The sequence below is a fragment of the Pseudomonas sp. KH_024_B2 genome, from assembly GCF_057839965.1.
On record NZ_CM174502.1, the window covers coordinates 599,234 to 621,990 of the forward strand.

At 58.9% G+C, this 22,757-nt stretch carries 15 protein-coding genes and 2 pseudogenes; 2 read left to right on the forward strand and 15 right to left on the reverse strand.

Annotation, left to right across the window (positions count from 1 at the left end; genetic code table 11):
- Nucleotides 1-38 precede the first annotated feature (38 nt).
- Nucleotides 39-2,216, forward strand: a complete 2,178-nt coding sequence (locus AC3I0A_RS02760; RefSeq protein WP_489376127.1) for an NEL-type E3 ubiquitin ligase domain-containing protein — start codon at nt 39-41, stop codon at nt 2,214-2,216.
- Between the two features lie 255 nt (nt 2,217-2,471).
- Nucleotides 2,472-7,616 (forward strand): NEL-type E3 ubiquitin ligase domain-containing protein, encoded by a 5,145-nt coding sequence (locus AC3I0A_RS02765; RefSeq protein WP_489376128.1) that lies wholly within the window; start codon nt 2,472-2,474, stop codon nt 7,614-7,616.
- 65 nt (nt 7,617-7,681) lie between these two features.
- Here the strand turns inward: AC3I0A_RS02765 and ureC are convergent, their stop codons facing one another.
- The 15 genes and pseudogenes from ureC to AC3I0A_RS02840 all read right to left on the reverse strand — a co-directional run bounded on the left by ureC (nt 7,682) and on the right by AC3I0A_RS02840 (nt 22,683).
- A complete protein-coding gene (gene ureC / locus AC3I0A_RS02770; protein WP_489376129.1) occupies nt 7,682-9,382 on the reverse strand; it encodes an urease subunit alpha in 1,701 nt (566 codons plus the stop codon).
- 140 nt (nt 9,383-9,522) lie between these two features.
- Nucleotides 9,523-9,828 carry an urease subunit beta gene (locus tag AC3I0A_RS02775; RefSeq protein ID WP_489376130.1) on the reverse strand — a complete coding sequence of 102 codons (306 nt, stop codon included), beginning with the start codon at nt 9,826-9,828 and terminating at the stop codon, nt 9,523-9,525.
- Entirely contained in the window at nt 9,825-10,361 is a 537-nt protein-coding gene (locus tag AC3I0A_RS02780) for a GNAT family N-acetyltransferase (RefSeq protein ID WP_489376131.1), read from the reverse strand. Before AC3I0A_RS02780 ends, AC3I0A_RS02775 begins: the two co-directional genes overlap by 4 nt.
- A 6-nt stretch (nt 10,362-10,367) precedes the next feature.
- Entirely contained in the window at nt 10,368-10,901 is a 534-nt protein-coding gene (locus AC3I0A_RS02785) for a GNAT family N-acetyltransferase (RefSeq protein WP_489376132.1), read from the reverse strand.
- 9 nt (nt 10,902-10,910) lie between these two features.
- The gene (gene ureA, locus AC3I0A_RS02790) at nt 10,911-11,213 is read right to left on the reverse strand and encodes an urease subunit gamma (RefSeq protein WP_489376133.1); all 303 of its coding nucleotides are present in this window, start codon (nt 11,211-11,213) and stop codon (nt 10,911-10,913) included.
- 230 nt (nt 11,214-11,443) lie between these two features.
- Nucleotides 11,444-12,283, reverse strand: a complete 840-nt coding sequence (locus tag AC3I0A_RS02795) for an urease accessory protein UreD (RefSeq protein ID WP_489376134.1) — start codon at nt 12,281-12,283, stop codon at nt 11,444-11,446.
- A gap of 30 nt (nt 12,284-12,313) precedes the next feature.
- A complete protein-coding gene (gene urtE / locus AC3I0A_RS02800; protein ID WP_489376136.1) occupies nt 12,314-13,012 on the reverse strand; it encodes an urea ABC transporter ATP-binding subunit UrtE in 699 nt (232 codons plus the stop codon).
- Between the two features lie 115 nt (nt 13,013-13,127).
- Nucleotides 13,128-13,988: an urea ABC transporter ATP-binding protein UrtD gene (gene urtD, locus AC3I0A_RS02805; RefSeq protein WP_489376137.1), complete on the reverse strand. Its 861-nt coding sequence runs from the start codon at nt 13,986-13,988 to the stop codon at nt 13,128-13,130.
- Nucleotides 13,985-15,069 (reverse strand): annotated as a pseudogene (gene urtC, locus AC3I0A_RS02810) (urea ABC transporter permease subunit UrtC). The gene urtD and the pseudogene urtC overlap by 4 nt, the downstream one beginning before the upstream one ends.
- On the reverse strand, nt 15,069-16,571 hold the full coding sequence (urtB, locus tag AC3I0A_RS02815) for an urea ABC transporter permease subunit UrtB (RefSeq protein WP_489376138.1): 1,503 nt from the start codon (nt 16,569-16,571) through the stop codon (nt 15,069-15,071). Before urtB ends, urtC begins: the two are co-directional and overlap by 1 nt.
- A gap of 164 nt (nt 16,572-16,735) precedes the next feature.
- Nucleotides 16,736-18,001: an urea ABC transporter substrate-binding protein gene (gene urtA, locus AC3I0A_RS02820; RefSeq protein ID WP_489376140.1), complete on the reverse strand. Its 1,266-nt coding sequence runs from the start codon at nt 17,999-18,001 to the stop codon at nt 16,736-16,738.
- A 307-nt stretch (nt 18,002-18,308) separates the two neighbouring features.
- The gene (locus AC3I0A_RS02825; RefSeq protein ID WP_489376141.1) at nt 18,309-19,319 is read right to left on the reverse strand and encodes a FecCD family ABC transporter permease; all 1,011 of its coding nucleotides are present in this window, start codon (nt 19,317-19,319) and stop codon (nt 18,309-18,311) included.
- Nucleotides 19,316-20,275: an ABC transporter substrate-binding protein gene (locus AC3I0A_RS02830; RefSeq protein ID WP_489376142.1), complete on the reverse strand. Its 960-nt coding sequence runs from the start codon at nt 20,273-20,275 to the stop codon at nt 19,316-19,318. Before AC3I0A_RS02830 ends, AC3I0A_RS02825 begins: the two co-directional genes overlap by 4 nt.
- 248 nt (nt 20,276-20,523) lie before the next feature.
- Nucleotides 20,524-21,060 (reverse strand): annotated as a pseudogene (locus AC3I0A_RS02835) (ABC transporter ATP-binding protein); the annotation flags it as partial.
- Nucleotides 21,061-21,300: 240 nt separating this feature from the next.
- Nucleotides 21,301-22,683, reverse strand: coding sequence for a PepSY-associated TM helix domain-containing protein (locus AC3I0A_RS02840; RefSeq protein WP_489376143.1), 1,383 nt, complete (start codon nt 22,681-22,683; stop codon nt 21,301-21,303).
- Nucleotides 22,684-22,757: the final 74 nt, after the last annotated feature.

Genomic DNA, 22,757 nt, shown 5'->3' on the forward strand with positions numbered 1-22,757 from the left:
TGGGTTTGCCCCATGTGGGTCAGGGAGGCGAGTTGGGTATGCTGATCAAGCAAAAGGCTCTCTCGCGCGATGAACTCCGTTCGGCCTTGAAGATACAGCCAGTCCGGCAGCCTTTCTTCAGGCCTTTGACGGTACTGCCTGACGGCAGGCGCGGCTATCCCCTGAGTGGTCGCGGCCAAGGTGTTTGGGACCGGATTATCGAGGAAAGAGTCAGGACGCTGTACCCCGCCTTCACCGTTGAAGAACTCGATACCTTCATCGAGACCCTGAATGCCGCAGAGGACTCGCCAGACCGTCAGCTGAAGGCGCTTGAACGCGAATACAAGAAACTGGATCACACCCTGCAAACATGGCTGAGAGCGCCGAACCAATGGTCTGGCACAAGAGACAGTCCTGAATATATGCGCGAGTGGGGCGCCAGGATCAAGATCATCAAAGTGCTCAAGCAAGCCTGGCAAAAAACGGGTCCGCAGGACTATGACGCCTATGGCAACTATCGCGGCCAGAGCATTGATTTGAACGACACCTCGTTGCAATGGCAACTGCGGAGCTTGCCGGTACTGGAAGCGAACTTCGATCATGTCACCCGGCTGAAATTGAGTCGGACGGGTTTCAGCAATGAGGTGGAGGGCTTTCTTGGGCATTTTCGCCAACTGCGCGCCCTCAATCTGTCCAACAACCAGCTGACTCGTCTCCCTACAGCACTAAGTAATATGCCTCATCTTCTTGAATTGCATCTGGGCACAAACCAGATCGTATTGACCGGGCAAGCCGTCGCAGACCTCAGAAACCTGACCCGGTTGAAAATCCTGGTAATGGATCGCAATCCATTGGCTTTACTGCCCGATGTCAGCCGAATGCCTGACTTGCACATACTGAGCTTGTCGAACACCGGTATCGACACCTGGCCCACCGGTATTTTTTTCCGGTCCCGGCCCCGCCATTTCGAGCTGAGGATGACGGGCAACCCTATCAGCCTGATCCCTGTGGTTGCCCCTGGCTCCTTTCGGGCCGAGATTCTGGCGCGTACGTTGCTCAGTCGCGATCCTCAATGGCTTTCACCCGAGAACCTGCGGACCCTCAAGGTCTACATAGAGTCAGTCGGTCTTGATCCGGATCGACGCTTTCCATCCAGCGTGATATCGGATAGCAGTTTCTGGATTAAAGCCTTGTCGGCCGAAGAACGGGCGACACCGGAACAACGGGCGTTGAAACGCGATACCTGGAGGGCGGTCGCCGATGAGTTCGGCGCCGAAACCTTTTTCAATGAGATCAGAAAGCTTGAACAATCGGCAGATGCTTCTGATGCTTTCAGATCCGACCTCGGCAGTAAGGTCTGGCGAATGCTCGAGGCGGCTGCTGAGGATGCCGGGCTACGGGAAAAACTTTTCAACATGGCAGCGGCGCCCACGACCTGTGTCGATGCTGGAGCCCAGCTCTTCAATGCGATGGGCGTCGAGGTACTTGTTCATGAGGCCTACGCCTTGGTCAGCAAGGATCTGGTCGAGGCTGAGCTGGTGGGCCTGGCACAGGGCAGGTCTCGCCTGAATGAACTGAGCAAGATTGCCCGAGCGAGAATATCGGAGCTGCTGGAGCAAGGCCGACAACATCCTTTATATGATGCTAACGGCGACCTTATTCCTCTCCAGGATGAGGATGGAAACTTTGTCAGGTATATCGATGAAGTAGAAGTCCATATGGCGTACGCAACGGCGCTGGCTGAGCGTCTGGACTTGCCCTGGCAATCGCGACTCATGAGGTTCGAGGAACCTGATGTCACCCTCATGATGATCGAAGCGGCTTACCGACGCGTATTGGCGTTGGAGGAAGGTGATTTACTCAGAGACTCAATCATCGAGCAGGACTTCTGGAGTACCTATATTCAGGGCTCCAACCGCAGGACGTTCAACGGGCTCAGGCGCAGAACCGACGCGGCTCTGGATCTGCAGATTGCACAGGCCGAATGGGCCCGGAGCGCTGATTTATCCGAGCGCCGCCAGTTGCGCGGCAAGATCACAGCGCTCGCGACGGTGCTTGGCAAGCAGCAGGGTGATGTTCTTCCTGGACGTGTGATGACCGACGCCGAGTACAACGCAGAGCTTGTATCGATCGATGCCGAGAAGCAAAGCTTGCTCAAGAAACTGACCGGGGAAGCGATGGGTCGGGCAAAACTTCAACGGGTAGAAATCCCTTTTAAAGTTGAATCGAGCAACTAATCGGATGGCCTTAAATCAAGCCCCTGAGTGCGAAGACACATAATCTTCGTGTTCAGGACTTGATGAGAGACCTGGGCTGATCGAGAAGCCCTGCAGTTTTGCGCTTGCAAGAAGGCGGTAATTAATTGTTTTCGGCATTTCAATATTCAATGTTTTACAGGCGCAGCGCCTTATTTAACAACGAAGATTCAGGCTTTTATTTTGAGCCCTGACGGATAGGCTGATAACTCCTATAGATGCTCAAGGTTTATCGCAATGTCTGACTTACAAGGACGTATAACCGCACCTCAAATTTCCGAAACAAACTTCAATAAGGGCCCTCACTACAATCTCATCACGGGCAAGATCGATCCTGCCTTCAAAACTGCCTCGCTGAAGAGAGTCCAGGAACTGAGCGCTACTGCGCTGGGTCTTCAAGAATGGTACAGCACCGCATCATCTACCCATCACAGCATGTTGCAAGACGCCAACATCAACCTCTGGACCTCACAGAATAAAATAGATCGGCTTCTTGACGAACTGCAAGGCGTCCATGAATTTGCCAAGCCGTTGCTCAGCGCCGCACTGAAAGAGCAGTACGGAGTCGACGATGATGTGACGACTACTTATTTACGCCTGTATATCCCCAAACACCTCCCCTGGTACGCTATCGACCTCACGGGGGGCGTCGCCACCCGGACCGTTTCTTTACTGGACGCCGCACTGCACAACTTCGCAGCGTCTGAAACATGCGCAGCCGGCTCCGACTTCATCAGCAAGCCCGATGAGCGCGGGCTGTTCGATATCAAACCGATCAAAAGCAAAATGACCATCACGCAGTTCCAGACCCTTTGTCGTGAACTGGATATCGGCGCACTTTATACCAAACACCTTGAAAGCATTTTGCTTGCCGGCGATTCGGTAGCGAAGACCTCGTTAAAAAACAAAGTCACTGAAAGCCAGAAAGCCGCCTTTAAAGCCGCCGCACATTTGGCCTTGATGACCAAGGACATCACCCGCGACAGCCAGCGGTTGATTCTGGCCATGCTCGATGGCCAGCGAAACCTCACCCTTAAAGGCAAGGTGGTGCAGTTCGCTGAACTTTCGATATTGGATGCTGCCTTGACCGGCATCGTGCTGATTACCCCAGACCTGGAACAAAGCCGTAACGTCGAAAGGCTGATTGCCTATGTGCCCAATGACCCCGAGCATCCGCTGAAAGAATACGCCTCGGGGACCGATTTCTTGAATGAGCTGACTCGCCAATTACGCGACAACGCCTTCATAGAGTCTGCCCAGATGACCTATCGACAATACTTCAGCCAGTTCGTCGATCAGCAACAGCGAGGGCATTTTTTCGCCGGGCTCCAGCAACGCCTGTTCCAGGTGCAATGGCATCAGAAACAAGCGCTGGATCAACGTCCGACGTGGCGAGAAGAGCCCGTGACCAACCCCAACCTGCAGTTCAGCGTCGCACCGATCACCGGCGATTTCTGGGGGCATCTCTATCAGCAAAAACTCAACAAGATTCTCAATGATGCGCGAGAAATAGCCGTCTCCACCGCCGATACCGATAGCAATGCCCGTTGGGCCTGGTGGGACAACTTCAAAAAAATAGTCTCGGACATCTTCAACGTCGCGCTAATGGTCATAGCCCCCTTCGTTCCAGGTCTTGGCGAACTGATGATGGTCTACACCGCCTATCAAATGACCAGCGACGTCATCGAATCCATCGTGGACCTGGCCGAAGGCCTGTGGATCGAAGCAGCCGAGCATGTCGTGGGGGTGGTGACGGATATCGTTCAGCTGGCGGCCTTTGCCGCAGGCGCCCAGATTGGCCAGATGGCTCGCCTGAAGCTCTCGCCCTTCGTCGACGGCATGAAACCCGTCGTGTTACCCGATGGCCAGACCCGCCTGTGGAATCCCGATCTCAAGCCCTACGAACAGCCGAACCTCACATTGCCGGCCAACTCCAGGCCCAATGAGCTGGGCCTGCATCGCTACGGTGCTCAGGACATTCTCCCGCTGGACGGTCAGCACTATGCGGTGAAGAAGGACTCCGTCACTGGCAAATTCCAGATGGAGCATCCTGCTCGCCCGGATGCGTATAGGCCCGAGTTGAACACTAACGGTGTCGGTGCCTGGCGTCATGAAATGGAGCAACCCCGGACCTGGCATGGACCTACGCTGATGAGGCGCCTGGGCCACTCTGTAAGTGAGTTCAGCGATACCGAGCTTGCGCAGATCCGCAGTATCAGTGACACCTCTGAAAACGTCTTGCGCAAAATGCATGTCGAGAACGAGCCGCCTGCGCCAATGCTGGCTGATACGATCAGTCGATTTGATGCTTACAAGCAGGTCGAGGAGTTTATCGCCGACATGCAGAGCGACAGCTCGACGGTGTCTGCCAAGGATCATTCGATCAATCAGCTGCATGTAATGACACGCTATGGCAAGTGGCCGGACACGGTCTCGATACGGATTATCGATGCACAGGCCAAGACGGTCTGGCGATACCTCAGTCCAAAGAGCGCGCAGGGCGAGATACGTACCGTGCAGATACATGAGGCGCAGCTACGCAACGGGGAATTGCTGAAAACGCTCCTGGAAGCCCTGAATGAGAACGAAACCAATACGATACTGGAGCAAAAGCCTGGAACCCCGCGTGGTTCTCTGGATCAACGCATCGCGAAACTGCGCGGGAATATCGCCAAGGTTGCTGAAAACCGTAAAGCCCTGCTATTCAATGATGTCTACAGGGCCAAGCCCAAGGCCAACAGCAGCGATCCTCGGGCCAACTTGATTAAAGTGCGCTTTCCCCGTGTGCCCATGAACGTTATCGAAGGGCTTCTGGCCGATGCCGGCAGTGCTGAACGGCAACAAATGGCCAAGTGGGACTTCGACGACGGGCTGCAAACCAAGCCTATACCCCCAGGGTTGGCAGAGACCTTGCGTTTGGCTCAGCGCGAAGCGCGCCTGGCGCGTGCCTACGAGGGGCTTTATCTGGACGCGCTGATCAACCCGGACGCAGAGAAGCTCGTGCTTAATACACTGAAGAAGCTACCCGGTTGGTCAAGTGACTTGCGTATTGAAGTTCGAGAGGGGGCGTTCAGTGGAAAACTACGGGCCAGTGCCGGCGCCGAGGGGGCTGATAGTCGCAAGGTCCTTGTGCACAACAAAGACGGCCGGTACGAGACCGGTGGCCAGAATGATCTTGATTTGCACGAAGCCGACGATCTCTTCTTCGCCCTTCAACATGCCTTGTCCGATACCCATCGCACTACGTTGGGTTTGCCTGACGTGGGGCAGGGGCCGGCACTGAAAACGTTGATCAAACAGCATCTGCTCTCACGAGAGGAGCTGCGCTCGGTGTTGAAGATGCAGCCGATCAAACCCTGGTTCAAGGCACCCAGGCGCTGGGTCAATGGGCGTCTGGGTTATCCATTGAGTGGGCGTGGGGCAGGGGTGGACCGACGGCTGGCAACGGACAGGGAAAGGGCATTGAAACTTTTCCCCGATTTTACCGATGCACAAGTTGACAGGTTTCTGGAGCGGCTGGGAACCCGGCGTGAGATGTACCTGGTCAATTTTGAGGCGGAACTTCAAGGCTTGCGCAACGAGGCGCAGCAATGGGCGTCGACGCCTACTACGCGCGTTCTGCCGGATGGAAGTGTTGTAGCTGTCGACCAGTATGAAAAGAAAGTCGTCGCGCAATTGCTCGAGCGTTGCTGGCAAAAAAGGACAATCAGATACTCGGACGACGGCGATAAAATGGGTTATGAACTCGATCTGCGAGGTCGAGTTGTCGGAGAGCTTCCTGCTCTGACGGGGTATTTCCCTCATGTTCGGTTTTTGGACTTGAGTGGCATGGAGCTTGCCGCGACACCCAATGAGTTTATGGATTCATTTCCCAACGTGATGCATCTGCAGCTCCAGAGCAACAGGCTGGGTAATTTCCCGCCGCAGGTGGCGGATATGCCCGCTCTCGTCTATCTGGATGCTTCCAGAAACAACATCAGGCTAACGGACGAAGCTGCCGCCACTCTGGCCAAAATGGATCATCTCGAATATTTGCAACTAAGCCACAATTCGCTGGCGCGACTCCCGGACTTCAGTCAGATGACGGCATTGATCGATGTCCGATTGCAGGCGACCGGTATCACTGAATGGCCGGTCGGGCTCCGTGATCAAGCAGATCTGGTCATGATCGATTTGCGTGATAACCAGCTCACCTCGTTTCCGGAATGGGCGGTGAGCCCGCCGCCGGAACAGGCGGCAGCCATCAACAGGCTATTGGAAATTACCGAGCTGAACGGCAACCCCCTTTCTGATCGAGGCCTGCAGCAGTATGCGGACATCCTGACACGCATCTACCTGGATGACGATCAGGCCGGATTGATGCCAGTTCCACCCGATGGTCCTGATGTGCGGGGTGCTCAAGGGGGCACTTTAGCGCCTTCGGCGCAGCGAGTTGGTCGATGGCTACGAGATATTCCTCAGGCTGAGCTCGGTGCAAGAAAGGCGCAGTGGGAGCTTCTCGATAGAGAAGCCCTCGATAGAGAAGCGTCCGGAGGAGAGGCTGGTAGAGCGGTCAGTGAAAGCGAGGAGTTTTTCAGGTTATTGGAAAAACTGAGTGAAACGGCTGAGTACAAGAAGGCCTACCCGGACCTCAAGGCACGGGTTTGGGCGGTGCTGGATGCAGCTGAAGAAAATGAAGTACTGCGTCGCGAGCTGTTCAAAGCGGCGGGTGAGCCAGAGACTTGTAGTGATCGTGCCGCGTTGGTGTTCAGTCAGCTGGAAATCAAGGTACAGATTCACCAAGCCTTGGCGCGTGTCGGTGACAAGGGGGCAGGTCTCGAATTGCTCAAGTTGGCCAAGGGGCTTTTCCGTCTGGATGAGATTGAAGCGTTCGCGCTGAAAGACATAAAAGAGCGTATTGAATTGATTGTCCGTTCCGACAAATCTGTGCGGGAAAAGGGTAATCAACTGTTGTTGATGGATCAAATCGAAGTTCGGCTGTCTTATCGGGTGAACCTCAGGGACAGGCTTGACTTGCCCGGGCAGCCCACGCAGGCTGAATATACTGGCCTGCAATACGTGCCTCGAGCCAAGCTGCGGGCAGCAGAGGAATATGTGAACAGCCTGCGAGATTCGAAGGCAGAGATTGAGTCGATCGCTCGTCGTGACTTCTGGGGCGAGTACCTGAAAGATAAATACCGCTCCAGGTTCGATTTGGCTTACGAGCCAATCTATGAACGCATGGAGCAGCTAGAGATAACCAAGGGAACAATGACCAGTGCCGAATACAACAGCACGTTCGGGGCGTTGTCCGCGCAGATAAGGTCGGTGGAGCGAATGCTCATTGATCTACTGACTCCGCAAGAAATACTCAACCTGGAAGATGTCGACAGCGCTGTGTGACGACCCATAGTGGATGAATCGAACCCCGAATGTTGTTGAGCGCAGCATTCGGGGTTTTTGCTGTGTCAAAACAGAAAATATCGCTGCGCCATCGGCAGCACTTCAGCCGGCTCGCACCAGAGCAACACACCATCAGCCTTGACCTGATAGGTCTGCGGATCGACCTCGATATTCGGCAGGTAGTCGTTGTGGATCAGGTCGGTTTTCTGCACATCGCGGCAACCCTTGACCACGGCGATTTTCTTCTTCAGCCCCAAAGACTCGGGAATGCCGGCGTCCTGCGCCGCCTGGCTGATAAACGTCAGGCTGGTGGCATGCAGGGATCCGCCATAACTGGCGAACATCGGTCGGTAGTGCACCGGCTGCGGTGTCGGGATCGAAGCATTGGCGTCGCCCATCAGGCTCGCGGCAATCGCCCCGCCCTTTAGGATCAGCGTTGGTTTGACGCCGAAAAATGCCGGGCGCCAGAGCACCAGATCGGCCCATTTACCGACTTCGATCGAGCCCACTTCATGGCTGATGCCGTGGGTGATTGCCGGGTTGATGGTGTACTTGGCGATGTAGCGTTTGGCGCGGAAGTTGTCGTTGCCTTCGCCGTCACCCGGTAGCGGACCGCGCTGTTTTTTCATCTTGTCGGCGGTCTGCCAGGTGCGGGTGATGACCTCGCCGACACGGCCCATGGCCTGGCTGTCGGAGCTGATCATCGAGAACGCGCCGAGGTCGTGCAGGATATCTTCGGCGGCAATCGTCTCGCGGCGGATACGGCTTTCAGCGAAGGCCACATCCTCGGCAATGCTCGGATCGAGGTGATGGCAGACCATCAGCATGTCCAGGTGTTCGTCGATGGTGTTGCGGGTGAACGGCCGGGTCGGGTTGGTCGAGCTCGGCAGCACGTTGGGGAAGCCGCAGGCCTTGATGATGTCCGGGGCGTGACCGCCGCCGGCACCCTCTGTGTGGTAGGTATGGATGGTCCGGCCCTTGAACGCGGCGAGGGTGGTTTCGACGAAGCCTGACTCGTTCAGGGTGTCGGTGTGGATCGCCACCTGTACGTCGTACTGGTCGGCGACGCTCAGGCAGTTGTCGATGGCCGCTGGTGTGGTGCCCCAGTCTTCATGCAGCTTGAGGCCGATCGCCCCGGCCTTGACCTGTTCGATCAACGGTTCCGGCAGGCTGGCGTTGCCCTTGCCGGTGAAGCCGATGTTCATCGGGAAGGCGTCAGCGGCTTGCAGCATGCGCGCCAGATGCCAGGGACCGGAAGTGCAGGTGGTGGCGTTGGTGCCGGTGGCCGGGCCAGTGCCGCCGCCGATCATGGTGGTGACGCCGCTCATTAGTGCTTCTTCGATCTGCTGTGGGCAGATGAAGTGGATGTGGGTGTCGATACCGCCGGCGGTGAGGATCATGCCTTCGCCGGCAATCACTTCGGTGCTGGCGCCGACGGCAATGGTCACGTCGGGCTGAATGTCCGGGTTGCCGGCCTTGCCGATGGCGGCGATGCGCCCGTTCTTGAGGCCGACGTCGGCTTTGACGATGCCCCAGTGGTCGATGATCAAGGCGTTGGTGATCAGAGTGTCGACTACCTCGGCGGCGAGCAACTGGCTCTGGCCCATGCCGTCACGGATTACTTTGCCACCGCCGAATTTCACTTCTTCGCCGTAGGTGGTGAAGTCTTTTTCCACTTCGATCCAGAGTTCGGTGTCGGCCAGACGGACCTTGTCACCGACGGTGGGGCCGAACATGTCGGCGTAGGCTTGTCGGGAGATTTTCATGGGCTTGCCTTGAGATTCAATTGAGTTTGAGACCGCTCGCGTAGCTCGCTTTCGCGGGCAAGCCCGCTCCCACATTTCGATCGCATTCCCTTGTGGGAGCGGGCTTGCCCGCGAAGGGGCCGGTGCAGACACTGCATTACTTACAGATCCCCCATCACCCGCCCGGCAAACCCGAACACCCGGCGCAATCCGGCCAGATCCACCAGTTCGATGTCCCGGGTCTGCCCCGGTTCGAAGCGCACGGCGGTGCCGGCCGGGATGTTCAGGCGCATACCGCGGCTGGCGGCGCGATCAAAGCTCAGGGCGTCATTGGTTTCGAAAAAATGATAGTGGGAACCCACCTGGATCGGCCGGTCGCCGCTGTTGGCGACGCTCAGGCTCAAGGTGCGGCGCCCGGCGTTGAGTTCGATTTCGCCGGGCTGGATCCGGTATTCGCCGGGGATCATAGGTTCGCTCCGCTGAGGATTTTGTAATAGATGGCGGTGGGGTGGTATTGACCGTTCGGTCGGCAGGCATAGTCCGGTATTTCACCGACACGGATGTAATCCAGCGATTGGTACAAGGCTTCGGCCGGCGAGCCGGCTTCGGTGTCGAGATACAGCATGCCGCGTTTGTATTGCACCGCTGTCTGCTCCAGCGCCTGCATCAATTGCAGGCCAAGGCCTCGGCGACGGGTATGGCTGCGCACTTGCAGTTTCTGGACTTCGGCGCGGTTCAGACCATTGGTCTTTTGGCACAGGCTCAGTTGCACACTGGCCAGCACCTGTTCGCCATGGACCACCACCCAGAGCAGGCGACTGCCTGTTTCGAGTTCTGCCTGGACCTCATCGTAATAAGCCTGTGCCTGGCGGGCATCCAGATCTTCCATGAAGCCGATCGATGCGCCGTTACGCACGCAATCGAGCAACAGCTCAATCAAACCCTGGCGGTAGTACGCAAAGCTCTCAGCATGGACACGACGCAGTTGGGCGGTGTTCATCGAGGGTCACTCCGTTTTGGCGTTCGGCGGCTCCGCGCCTGGGTTGAGGGTCAGTTGCATAAAAGTCAAATCGAGCCAGCGGCCGAACTTGGTGCCCACTTGCGGCATCAGCCCGGTGGTGATGAAGCCGGCCCGTTCATGCAGGCGAATCGAAGCCGCGTTGCCGCTCTCGATGGCCGCGACCATCACGTGTTTGCCGCAGCCCCTGGCACGCTCGATCAGCACCTCCATCAGCCGTGGGCCGAGGCCGTTGCCGCGTTGGTCGCTGCGCACATACACCGAGTGCTCGACGGTATGCCGGAAGCCATCGAAGGGCCGCCAGTCACCGAACGAAGCGTAGCCGAGTACGCTGTTGTCGCCGTCGACAATCACCAGAATCGGATAACCCTGAGATTGCCGGGCGTCGAACCAGGCCTGACGGTTGGCAAGATCGACGGCTTGTTCATTCCAGATCGCCGTGGTGTTCAGCACGGCGTCGTTGTAGATGTCGCGGATCGCTGGCAAGTCGGCATGCTGCGCATCGCGAATGATGTAGGTCATGGCGCGGTCTCAGGCGATGGGTTGGTGGACAGTGACCAGTTTGGTACCGTCGGGGAAGGTTGCTTCGACCTGGATCTCCGGGATCATTTCCGGGATGCCCTCCATCACCTGTTCGCGGCTGAGCAGGGTGGTGCCGTAGTGCATCAGCTCGGCTACGGTCTGCCCGTCACGGGCGCCTTCGAGCAGCGCTGCGGAAATGTAGGCCATGGCTTCCGGGTAATTGAGTTTCACGCCGCGGGCCAGCCGCCGCTCAGCCACGAGGCCGGCGGTGAAGATCAGCATCTTGTCTTTTTCGCGTGGGGTCAGGTCCATTGGGGGTCCGTCAGTTGGGCAGTTTTCGTGAGTTGCTTGCAGTAGGTGTGTGTCAGTGACAGCCACCCCTCACCCTAGCCCTCTCCCCAGAGGGGAGAGGGGACTGATCTCGGTTGTTTGTGTGGGCCGGATCCGTCAGTTATATTTTTGTGTCGAAAATATTTTTCCATTTCAACTCGGTCAGGCTCCCTCTCCCCTCTGGGGAGAGGGCGGGGGGTGAGGGGTGGCCCTCAAGTACTCCATATTCTTGGGGGGACAGCTTCACGGCCGAGCAACACCGGCCGCAACAACCGCCACAAATCGATCAGCCAGCCGCGAGCCAATAACGCTTCACTGGCCAGGCAACGGGCGACCAAAAGCCCCGGCAACTGCGTCAGATCCCCACGCACATCATTGGGCAGCGAGCGGCACTTCTCCAGCAATTCGCTATCGACGTCGCCCGTCACCAACATCGTCGCAAACACCGGTTGTCCGTCGAGGCCGATCGGTGAGTCGAGCAAGCCGTCATTGCCGACAATGCGCTGGCGTTCATGCCAGAGCAACTGGCCATCGCGGCGGATATCCAGTTGCGATTGAAAGTGCCCAGCATCAAAGCGCTCGCCACTGGCCGGACGACCCAGCGCCATCACATCCCAGTAGAACAACCGGGCATCGCCTTCCAGTTCGATAGAGGTGCTGAGCTCAGCCTGAGCGGCACTGAAGATGATGGTTTCCTGCGGTAGCCATTCCAGTGTCGCACCCGCAGCCACGTGCAAATCCAGTGTCTGGTAAGCCGGCCCGGCGGCGCGATACCATTTGGCAGCGCCGGGGCTGGTCAATTGCGCCCAGGCATCGGTGCCGACATGGGCGCGGACGTCCAGTCGATCACCGCCGGCAATCCCGCCCGGCGGGTGCACGATGATGTGTTGGCAGACTTGCGGGCCTTCGGCATACAGATGCTTCTGCACCCGCAGCGGGCCTTTGTGCCGGCGCTGGACCGGACGCGTGCTGTCGCCGAATCGGGCGTAGCCGAGTTCCAGCTCGGCGTGCCAGCTTGGGGTGAACAGTGCGGTATGGGCAGGAAGATTCATGATTTCCAGTTATTGTCAGGACGCTACAGATTAGATCGTAACCAGCCCGCGTACACCTTCGGCTTCCATATGTTCACCACGGCCTTGCTGGACGATCTCGCCCCGGGACATCACCAGGTACTGATCGGCCAGTTCGGCGGCGAAATCGTAGAACTGTTCCACCAGCAGAATGGCCATGTCGCCGCGTGCCGCCAGTTTCTTGATCACCGCACCGATCTCCTTGATCACTGACGGCTGAATGCCTTCGGTGGGTTCGTCGAGAATCAGCAGTCGTGGGCGGCTGGCCAGGGCACGGCCGATGGCCAACTGTTGCTGCTGACCGCCGGACAGGTCGCCGCCGCGGCGTTGTTTCATTTGCAACAGCACCGGGAACAATTCATAGATGAACGCCGGGACCTCTTTGGCTTCAGCCCCCGGGAATCGTGACAAGCCCATCAGCAGGTTTTCTTCCACCGTCAGCCGGCCGAAGATTTCCCGGCCTTGCGGCACATAGGCGATCCCGGCGTGAACTCGCTGGTGCGGCTTGTAACCGGTGATGGCCTTGCCTTCCCAATTCACCGCGCCTTCTTTGGCGGGCAGCAGGCCCATCAGGCATTTGAGCAGGGTGGTCTTGCCGACGCCGTTACGCCCGAGCAGGCAGGTGACTTCGCCGACTTTCACGTCGAACGACAGCCCCCGCAGGATATGGCTACCGCCGTAGTACTGGTGCAGCTTGTCGACTTGGAGCATGTTCAAATTCCCCTTGAGATCTTGTGGGAGCGGGCTTGCCCGCGAAGGCGTCCTGTCTGGAAAACCGAGGTGGCCCATTCGCAGGCAAGCCAGCTCCCACAAAGGCAGATTGCGTTCAGCGCCCCAGATAAACCTCGATGACGCGCTCATTCTCCTGCACCTGCTCCAGCGAACCTTCGGCCAGCACACTCCCCTGGTGCAACACCGTGACATGATCGGCAATCGAGCCGACGAAGCCCATGTCATGCTCCACCACCATCAGCGAATGCTTGCCGGCCAGGCTCTTGAACAGTACGGCGGTGAATTCGGTTTCGGCGTCGGTCATGCCCGCTACCGGCTCATCGAGCAGCAGCAGTTGCGGGTCCTGCATCAACAACATGCCGGTCTCCAGAAACTGCTTCTGGCCATGGGACAGCAAACCCGCCGGGCGATGCACCGAGGCGGTGAGGCGAATGGTTTCAAGCACCTCGGCGATGCGATCTTTCTGCTCGCCACTGAGCCTGGCCCGCAGGCTGGCCCATACCGACTTGTCGGTTTTCTGCGCCAGCTCAAGGTTCTCGAACACGCTCAAGGCTTCGAACACCGTCGGTTTCTGGAACTTGCGACCGATCCCGGACTGGGCGATCTGCACTTCACTCATCTGCGTCAAATCGAGGGTTTCGCCGAACCAGGCCTTGCCGTGGCTGGGCCGGGTCTTGCCGGTGATCACGTCCATCAGCGTGGTTTTACCGGCGCCGTTGGGGCCGATGATGCAGCGCAATTCGCCGACGCCGATGTACAGATTCAAATCGTTCAGCGCCTTGAAACCATCGAAGCTGACACTGATGTCTTCCAGGGTCAGGATGGTGCCGTGGCGAGTGTTCAGGCCTTTGCCGGCACTGTGTCCCAGGCCGATGGCATCGCGGCTGCTGCCCCGGTCTTTATTGGGCTCAAGAATAGGTTCGAGCATGAATTCCGCTGTTGGAGTAATTCTCATTGCTCACCCCTTTTCTTCAGCAGGCCGATCACGCCTTTAGGCAGATACAGGGTCACGACGATGAACAGCGCACCGAGGAAGAACAGCCAGTACTCGGGAAAGGCCACGGTGAACCAGCTCTTCATGCCGTTGACTACGCCAGCCCCGAGCAATGGCCCGATCAGCGTGCCGCGCCCGCCAAGGGCGACCCACACGGCGGCTTCAATGGAATTGGTTGGCGACATTTCGCCGGGGTTGATGATCCCCACCTGCGGCACATACAACGCACCCGCCAAGCCGCACAGCACTGCGCTCAACACCCAGACAAACAGCTTGAAACCGCGCGGGTCATAACCGCAGAACATCAGGCGGTTTTCCGCGTCACGCAGGGCGGTCAGCACCCGGCCGAACTTGCTTTGCGCCAGGCGCCAGCCAATGAACAGACTGGCCACCAGCAACAGTACCGTGGCCACGAACAGCACTGCGCGAGTGCCCGGTTCGGTGATGCCGAAACCGAGAATGCTGCGGAAGTTGGTGAAGCCGTTGTTGCCGCCAAACCCGGTTTCGTTGCGGAAGAACAACAGCATCCCGGCGAAGGTCAGGGCCTGGGTCATGATCGAGAAATACACGCCCTTGATCCGCGAGCGGAAGGCGAAGAAGCCGAATACCAGTGCGAGCAAACCCGGCGCCAGTACGACCAGACACATCGCCCAAAGGAAGCTGCTGGTGCCGGTCCAGTACCACGGCAATTCGGTCCATGACAGAAAGGTCATGAACGCAGGTAACTCATCGCCCGCGGCCTGGCGCATCAAATACATGCCCATGGCGTAACCGCCGAGGGCAAAGAACAGGCCGTGACCCAAGGACAGCAATCCGGCATAACCCCAGACCAGACCAGATCCAGCGCCAACGCGACAATCGCGTAGCACAGAATCTTGCCCACCAAGGTCAGGGTATAGGCCGAGACATGTAGCGGGTTGTCCGCTGACAACAGGGAGAACAGCGGCAACGCCAGCAGCAGCGCAAGCACCACACTGCCGACGATCAGGGTGACTTTGGGTCCGGCTTTTTTTGTCGCCGTAAGCATCAGAGGCTGGTTCATCAGTCGATCACCCGTCCTTTCAGTGCGAAGAGTCCTTGCGGGCGTTTCTGGATAAACAGAATGATCAGCGCGAGGATCAGGATCTTGCCGAGCACGGCACCGATCTGTGGTTCGAGAATCTTGTTGGCGATACCCAGACCGAAGGCCGCCAGCACGCTACCGGCCAACTGGCCAACACCGCCGAGCACCACCACCAGGAACGAGTCGATGATGTAGTTCTGACCCAGATCCGGACCGACGTTGCCGACCTGACTCAGCGCCACACCACCAAGCCCGGCGATACCCGAACCGAGGCCGAAGGCGAGCATGTCCACGCGTCCGGTGGGCACGCCGCAGCAGGCGGCCATGTTGCGGTTCTGGGTCACGGCGCGCACGTTCAGCCCGAGGCGGGTCTTGTTCAACAGCAGCCAGGTCAGCACCACGACGAACAAGGCGAACGCGATGATCACGATGCGGTTGTACGGCAGCACCAGGTTCGGCAGCACCTGAATCCCGCCCGAGAGCCAGACCGGATTGGCGACCTCGACGTTCTGCGCACCGAACAGCAGACGCACCAGCTGGATCAACATCAGGCTGATACCCCAGGTCGCCAACAGGGTTTCCAAGGGGCGACCGTAGAGATGGCGAATCACCGTGCGTTCCAGCGCCATGCCTATGCCGGCAGTGACGAAAAACGCCACCGGCAGTGCCACCAGCGGATAGAACTCGATGGCTTGCGGGAGGAAACGCTGGAACAGCAACTGCACCACATAAGTGGAGTAGGCACCCAGCATCAGCATCTCGCCGTGGGCCATGTTGATGACCCCGAGCAGGCCGAAAGTGATCGCAAGTCCCAGTGCCGCAAGCAGCAGAATCGAGCCCAGCGACATGCCGCTGAACGCCTGCCCCAGCATCTCGCCGACCATCAGTTTGCGTTTGACCTGCGCCAGGCTGGTTTCGGCGGCGGTACGAACAGTCGCGTCGACTTCAACGCCGGGTTCGAGCAGGCCTTCGAGGCGGGTGCGGGCCAACGGGTCACCGGTTTCGCCGAGCAGGCGCACGGCTGCCAGACGCACGACTGGATCGCCGTCCACCAGTTGCAGGTTGGCCAGCGCCAGGCTCAGAGCGGCGTGAACAACTGGGTCTTTTTCGCCGGCGAGTTGCTGGTCGAGGAATTTCAGTTGCGCCGGCTTTGCGCTTTTTTGCAGTTGCTGCGCGGCGCTCAGACGCATGTTGACGTCAGCGGCGAGCAGTTGATGACTGGCCAGCGTGGTGTCGATCAGACCCCGCAGGCGGTTGTTCAGGCGCAGGGTTTTGGCTTGGCCATCGACGGTCAACGCACCTTGTTGCAGGGCGTTGATCAGCTCGACTCGGGCCGGATCGGGCTGCGCGGCCCAGGTTTCCAGTAGCTTGGCTTGCTGCACCGGATTGGCTGCGACGAAGTCTTCGGCGTCGCCGGCGTGAGCGGTTATAGGTAATAGCAGCAAGACAGTGAGAAAGACGCGGTAAAGGGCAGTGGGCATATCGTTGGCCTTGCGCGGACATTGTGGGAGCGGCGGTGCGGCGATCCGACTTGCCCGCGAAGGCGTTCGGTCAGAAAGACCGTGTTGGCCCATTCGCAGGCAAGCCAGCTCCCACAGAAGTTGCGTCTGACTCGGGTTCTGCACCCGTGTCAGACATCCAGTGCTTAGTTGCTCTTCACCGCATAATCCGGCTTCTTGTCGTTACCCGGAATGAACGGGCTCCAAGGTTCGGCGCGGATCGGGCCTTCGGTCTGCCAGACCACCGAGAACTGACCGTTGGCCTGGATCTCGCCGATCATCACCGGTTTGTGCAAGTGATGGTTGGTCTTGTCCATGGTCAGGGTGTAGCCCGACGGCGCAGCGAAGGTCTGGCCGGCCAGGGCTTCGCGGACTTTGTTGACGTCGGTGGATTTGGCTTTCTCCACGGCCTGCGCCCACATATGGATGCCGACGTAAGTGGCCTCCATCGGGTCGTTGGTCACGGCTTTATCCGCGCCCGGCAGGTTTTTCTTCCTGGCATAGGCTTTCCAGTCGGCGACGAATTTCTGGTTGACCGGGTTCTCCACCGACTCGAAGTAGTTCCACGCCGCAAGGTTGCCCACCAGCGGTTTGGTGTCGATGCCGCGCAGCTCTTCTTCGCCCACCGAGAACGCCACGACCGGAACGTCGGTAGCTTTCAGACCCTGGTTGGCCAGCTCTTTATAGAACGGCACGTTGGAGTCGCCGTTCACCGTGGAGATCACCGCGGTCTTGCCACCCGCCGAGAACTTTTTGATGTTCGCCACGATGGTCTGGTAATCGCTGTGGCCGAACGGGGTGTAGACCTCTTCAATGTCCTTGTCCGCGACACCTTTGGCGTGCAGGAACGAGCGCAAAATTTTGTTGGTGGTACGCGGGTAAACGTAGTCGGTACCCAGCAGGAAGTAGCGCTTGGCGCTGCCGCCCTCTTCGCTCATCAAGTATTCCACCGCCGGGATCGCCTGCTGGTTCGGCGCCGCACCGGTGTAGAAGACGTTCGGCGACATCTCTTCGCCTTCGTATTGCACCGGGTAGAACAGCAGGCCGTTGAGTTCTTCGAACACCGGCAACACCGATTTACGCGACACCGAGGTCCAGCAGCCAAACACCACCGCGACCTTGTCCTGGGTTAGCAACTGCCGACCTTTCTCGGCGAACAGCGGCCAGTTCGATGCCGGGTCAACGACCACCGGTTCGAGCATCTTGCCGTTGACGCCGCCCTTGGCGTTGATCTCGTCAATGGTCATCAGCGCCATGTCTTTAAGCGAGGTTTCAGAGATCGCCATGGTCCCTGACAATGAGTGCAGGATCCCGACCTTGATGGTCTCGGCGGCCTGGATGCTCCAGGTCATGCCCATTGCGGCAATCGATGCCGACAGTGTGAAAGCCTTGATCAAGCTACGACGCTTCATTGTGCGATCTCCATGTACTTGAGTTTTTTTGATTGGCAGCGCTGAAGGGGTATTAGCAAGGGTTGTGCCTAGTCGGAGAAAGGCAAGGAAATGTCGTATTGGCGGGGGGGAAGAGGGCGAGCGGCGCACCATGAGTGAACAAGCTCGGCAGGACGGTGCGTCTGGGCGCGCCAGATTGGGGCGCAGGGTTGCATCCCTTGTGGGAGCGGCGGTGCGGCGATCCGACTTGCCCGCGAAGCGAACACCGCGGTTTTTCAGGTATTGCGCGTTATCGTTCTTCGCGGGCAAGCCACGCTCCCACAGGATTTCAGCGTCTACGCATCAGGCCGATGAAGAACAGTCCGCCAATCGCCGCCGTAGCGACCCCAATCGGCAAGTCTTCAGGCGCGATCAATGTCCGCGCTGCGACATCGACCCACACCAGAAAAACACTCCCCAGCAACACGCACACCGGCAGCAATCGCCGATGCTCGGCGCCGACCAGGCGGCGGGCGATGTGCGGCACCATCAGCCCGACAAAGCCGATCGAACCGCTGATGGACACCAGTACGCCGGTCATCAGCGAGGCGATCAAAAATACCCGTAAACGCACGGTGCGGGCATTCAGGCCCAGGGTCACGGCGGTTTGTTCACCGGCCATCAAGGCGTTCAGCGGCCTTGCCATGCCCAGCAGTAAAACCAGCCCGAGCAAGACACTGGCGGCGGGAATCGTCAACAGTTCCCAGCGCGCCAGACCGAGGCCACCGAGCATCCAGAACATCACCGCCGAACTCGCGCGGTGATCACCGAGAAACAGCAGCAGGTTGGCGATCGCCATCATCACGAAGGACACCGCGACGCCGCACAGCAGCAGCCGATCACTGTCCAGCCGACCATTGCGATTGGCGATGGCCAGCACCACCAGCATGCTCAGCAAGGCACCGATAAACGCCGCGATGGGCAGGGTCAGCAGGCCGACGATTTCACCGACATGCAACACCACGATCACCGCGCCCAACGTGGCGCCGGAGGTCACGCCCAGCAGGTGCGGATCGGCCAGCGGGTTGCGGGTCACCGCTTGCAGCACCGCGCCAATCAACGCCAACCCGGCGCCCACCAGTGCACCGAGCAACATCCGCGGTACGCGAATCAGCCAGACGATGTGTTCCTGCCCGGCACTCCAGCTCACCTCGCCGAGACCGAATGCCTTGTGCAGCAGAATCCGCCAGACCACGTCCACCGGCACCCGCGCCGAACCAAAACCCAGCGACACCACGCAGGACACCAGCAGCAGCGCGCCGAGACCGATCAGCAGCAAGGCATAACGACGGTTGATCATTCGCCGTGGAAACCCTTGGCCATGGTTTCAATCGCCGCGACGTTATCGATGCCCGGCGTGGCCTGGACGTAGGGAATGACGATGAAACGCTGGTTCTTGATTGCGTCCACCGATTGCAATGCCGGGTTGCTCGACAGGAACTGCTGCTTCTGTCCGGCGCTGACTTCGCCATAGTCGACGATCACGATCACCTGCGGATTGCGCTCGACCACGTTTTCCCAGTTGACCCGGGTCCAGCTGGCCTCGACGTCATCGAGGATATTGCGCCCGCCGGCGGCGTCGATCAGCGCTTGTGGCATGCCCAGGCGTCCGGAGGTCATGGCGCGGTCTTCGCCGCTGTCGTAGAGGAAGACTCGGGGTTTTTCTGCTGGCAGACCCTGCTGAACATCGGCGATCTGTTGCTGCATCTGCGCGATCAACTGGTTGGCGCGATCCTGCACGTCGAAAATCTTCCCGAGGTTGCGCAGGTCGTTGTAAGTATCTTCAAGAGTGGCTGGCGGACGCTTCATCACGAAGGCGCAGGACTCGGTCAGTTCGTAGACGTTGATTCCCAGCGGGCCGAGGGTCTGCGGCGTCAGGTCACCGCCCACGCGCATGCCGTAATCCCAGCCGGCGAAGAGGAAGTCGACGTTGGCATTGAGCAGGGTTTCCACCGACGGGTATTTGGCCGCCAGTTCCGGCAAGCCCTCGAGAATGGTCTGCATTTCAGGCGTCACCGCTTTCCAGCCACTGATGCCGCTGTACCCGACCATGCTCGGTTTGAGGCCGAGGGCGAGCATCATTTGCGTCATGTTGATGTCGTGGCTGAGGGCGTGTTTCGGCGCCTGTTTGAAGGTCACCTGCCGGTTGCAGCTGTGAATCGTCAGCGGGTAATGGGTGGCCTCGGCGAATGCCTGGGCAGCGCCCAAAAGCAGGGCGATGGACAGGCTGGTGCGCAGTAAGGAAGGCAACATCATGGTTGGGTTATCCAGGTAATTCGGGGGTAGCCGGACAGTGGGTGTTGATCGATCAAGGCCTCGACACCGAACACTTCGCGCAATAAAGGGACGGTCAGTACTTCGCTCGGCGTACCGCTGGCGACGATGCGCCCGCCGTCGATGACGTACAGCCGGTCACAAAATGCCGCAGCGAGATTAAGGTCGTGGATGCTCGCGAGGGTACCGATCTGCAAGCGTTTGACCAGTTGCAACAGCTCCAGCTGATAGCGTGGGTCGAGGTGGTTGGTCGGCTCGTCGAGGAGCAGCAGTTGCGGTTGCTGAGCGAGTGCGCGGGCGAGGATTACCCGCTGTTTTTCGCCACCGGACAGGGTGGCGAAAGCGCGGTCCTCGAAGCCCGACAGGCCAACCGATTCCAGTGCTTGCTGGCTGATGCGGCGGTCTTCCCGGCTGTCACCATCGAACAGACCTTTGTGCGGCATGCGGCCCATGGCGACCACTTCATCGACGGTCAGGCCGAAGGCATCGGGGAATTCTTGCAGCACCACCGCGATGCGTTGCGCGCACCAGCGAGGTGACTGTTTCCAGACGTTGTGATGTTCGAGTCTGACCTCGCCGCTTTGCGGTTTGCTGAAGCGCCAGGCACAGCGCAGCAGGCTGGTCTTGCCGCTGCCGTTAGGCCCGATCAAACCCACGAACTCACCCGCCGCTACATGCAGGTTGGCCTCACGCAATTGGAACTGGTGATGACAATGGCCGTGACCCAGAGGGGTCCAGGACAGGTTGGTGAGGTTCAGCGAGGTCATTCGATACTCATTCTAAGGTCGTGCGTAACCCTGTGGCGAGGGAGCTTGCTCCCGCTGGGCTGCGAAGCAGCCGTAAAACCATCGCTCGCGGTCTGCCTGATGGAACCGGGTCGCTGATTTCAGGGCTGCTTCGCAACCCAGCGGGAGCAAGCTCCCTCGCCACAAGAGCTCGTTCGTCGACGATTCGGTGCGGGCTGGCATTGTAGAGCCTGCCAAGCCGTTTTATGTATCTCGCAGTCTTCAGGTTAAAGATGAGGCCGACTCAGCTTTCCCCGTCAAACGCGACAGCAGCACCCGATCAAAGACCCACACCACAATCAACGAAGCCCCCACCAACGGAAATGCCACCGCCAACGCGAACATGATGACCATCGCGGTTTTCCACTTTGGCAGGTCATGGCGTAACGGCGGTACACCGAGTCGACCCTGTGGACGACGCTTCCACCAGATCACCACACCGCTGACCGCGCTGAGCAAAATCATCAGGCACACCAGCAGGACGGCTAGCTGATTGAACGCGCCGAACATCTTGCCTTCATGCAGCATCACGCCGACTTCCGTGGCGCGGGCGACGGTGCTGTAGTGCTGCCAGCGCACATCGGCGAGTACATTGCCGGTGTATTGATCGACGTGCAGGGTGGCATCGTTGCGCGGGTCGTCGGCGAACAGGGCGATGGTGAACACACCGGTGGCGGTGGTCGGGAAGGTGATGCTGTAGCCCGGCTCGACCTGACGCTGGACCGCGATGTTCTGCACGTCTTGTAAGGAAATAGTCGGAGCAGCGGGAGCGGAGGTCGCCGCACCATGAGCCATGTGTTCGGCATGGTCGCCGGAGATCGGCATCGGCGTGTTTTCCATGGCCCACGGCACGGTCTGGCGGGTCGCGGTATTGAGGCTGCGCGCCTCCTGATCGGACTTGGGCACCTCGTTCCACATGGCTGCCGGGAAGCGGTTCCAGAGGTCGGCGTATTGCTTGCCCCAGACACCGGTCCAGGTCATGCCGCTGAGCAGCATCACCAGCAGAAACGCCGCGCCCCAGAAACCGGTCACCGCATGCAGGTCGCGCCAGAACAGGCGCCCGCGATTGCTCAAGCGTGGCCACAGCACACCGGCCGACGACTTGCCTCGTGGCCACCACAGGTACAGGCCGGAAATCACCAGCATGATGCCCCAGCCAGCGGACAGTTCGACCAGTCGATCACCCACGGTACCGATCATCAACTCACCATGAATGGCGCGGGCGATGGCTTGCAGATTGCTCTTGGCGTCCTGGTCGCCGAGGATTTCCCCACGATAAGGATCGATAAACACGTTAAGTTCATGACCGTCGTTTTTCACCACGAACTGCGCGCTGCGCTCAATGTTGACTGGCGGCAGGTATTGCTTGATCTGCCCCTGTGGATAAGCGGCTTGCACGCGCCGCAGTTGTTCATCGGCACTCAGCGTGTGATGACCCGCGGGGACGTTTAGCAGGTTGCCGTACATCAACGGGTCGAGTTGGGGTTTGAACAGGTAGATGATCCCGGTCAGGGCCAGCATCACCATGAACGGCGCGACAAACAGCCCGGCATAGAAATGCCAGCGCCAGGCGAGGTTGTAGAAAGACACTTTGGGTTGACTCATCATGAGTGCTCCGCTTCGACAGTGGATCTTTTAATGTTCGATCGTAAACAGCACGGCCAGCAGCCTGCGGCTGT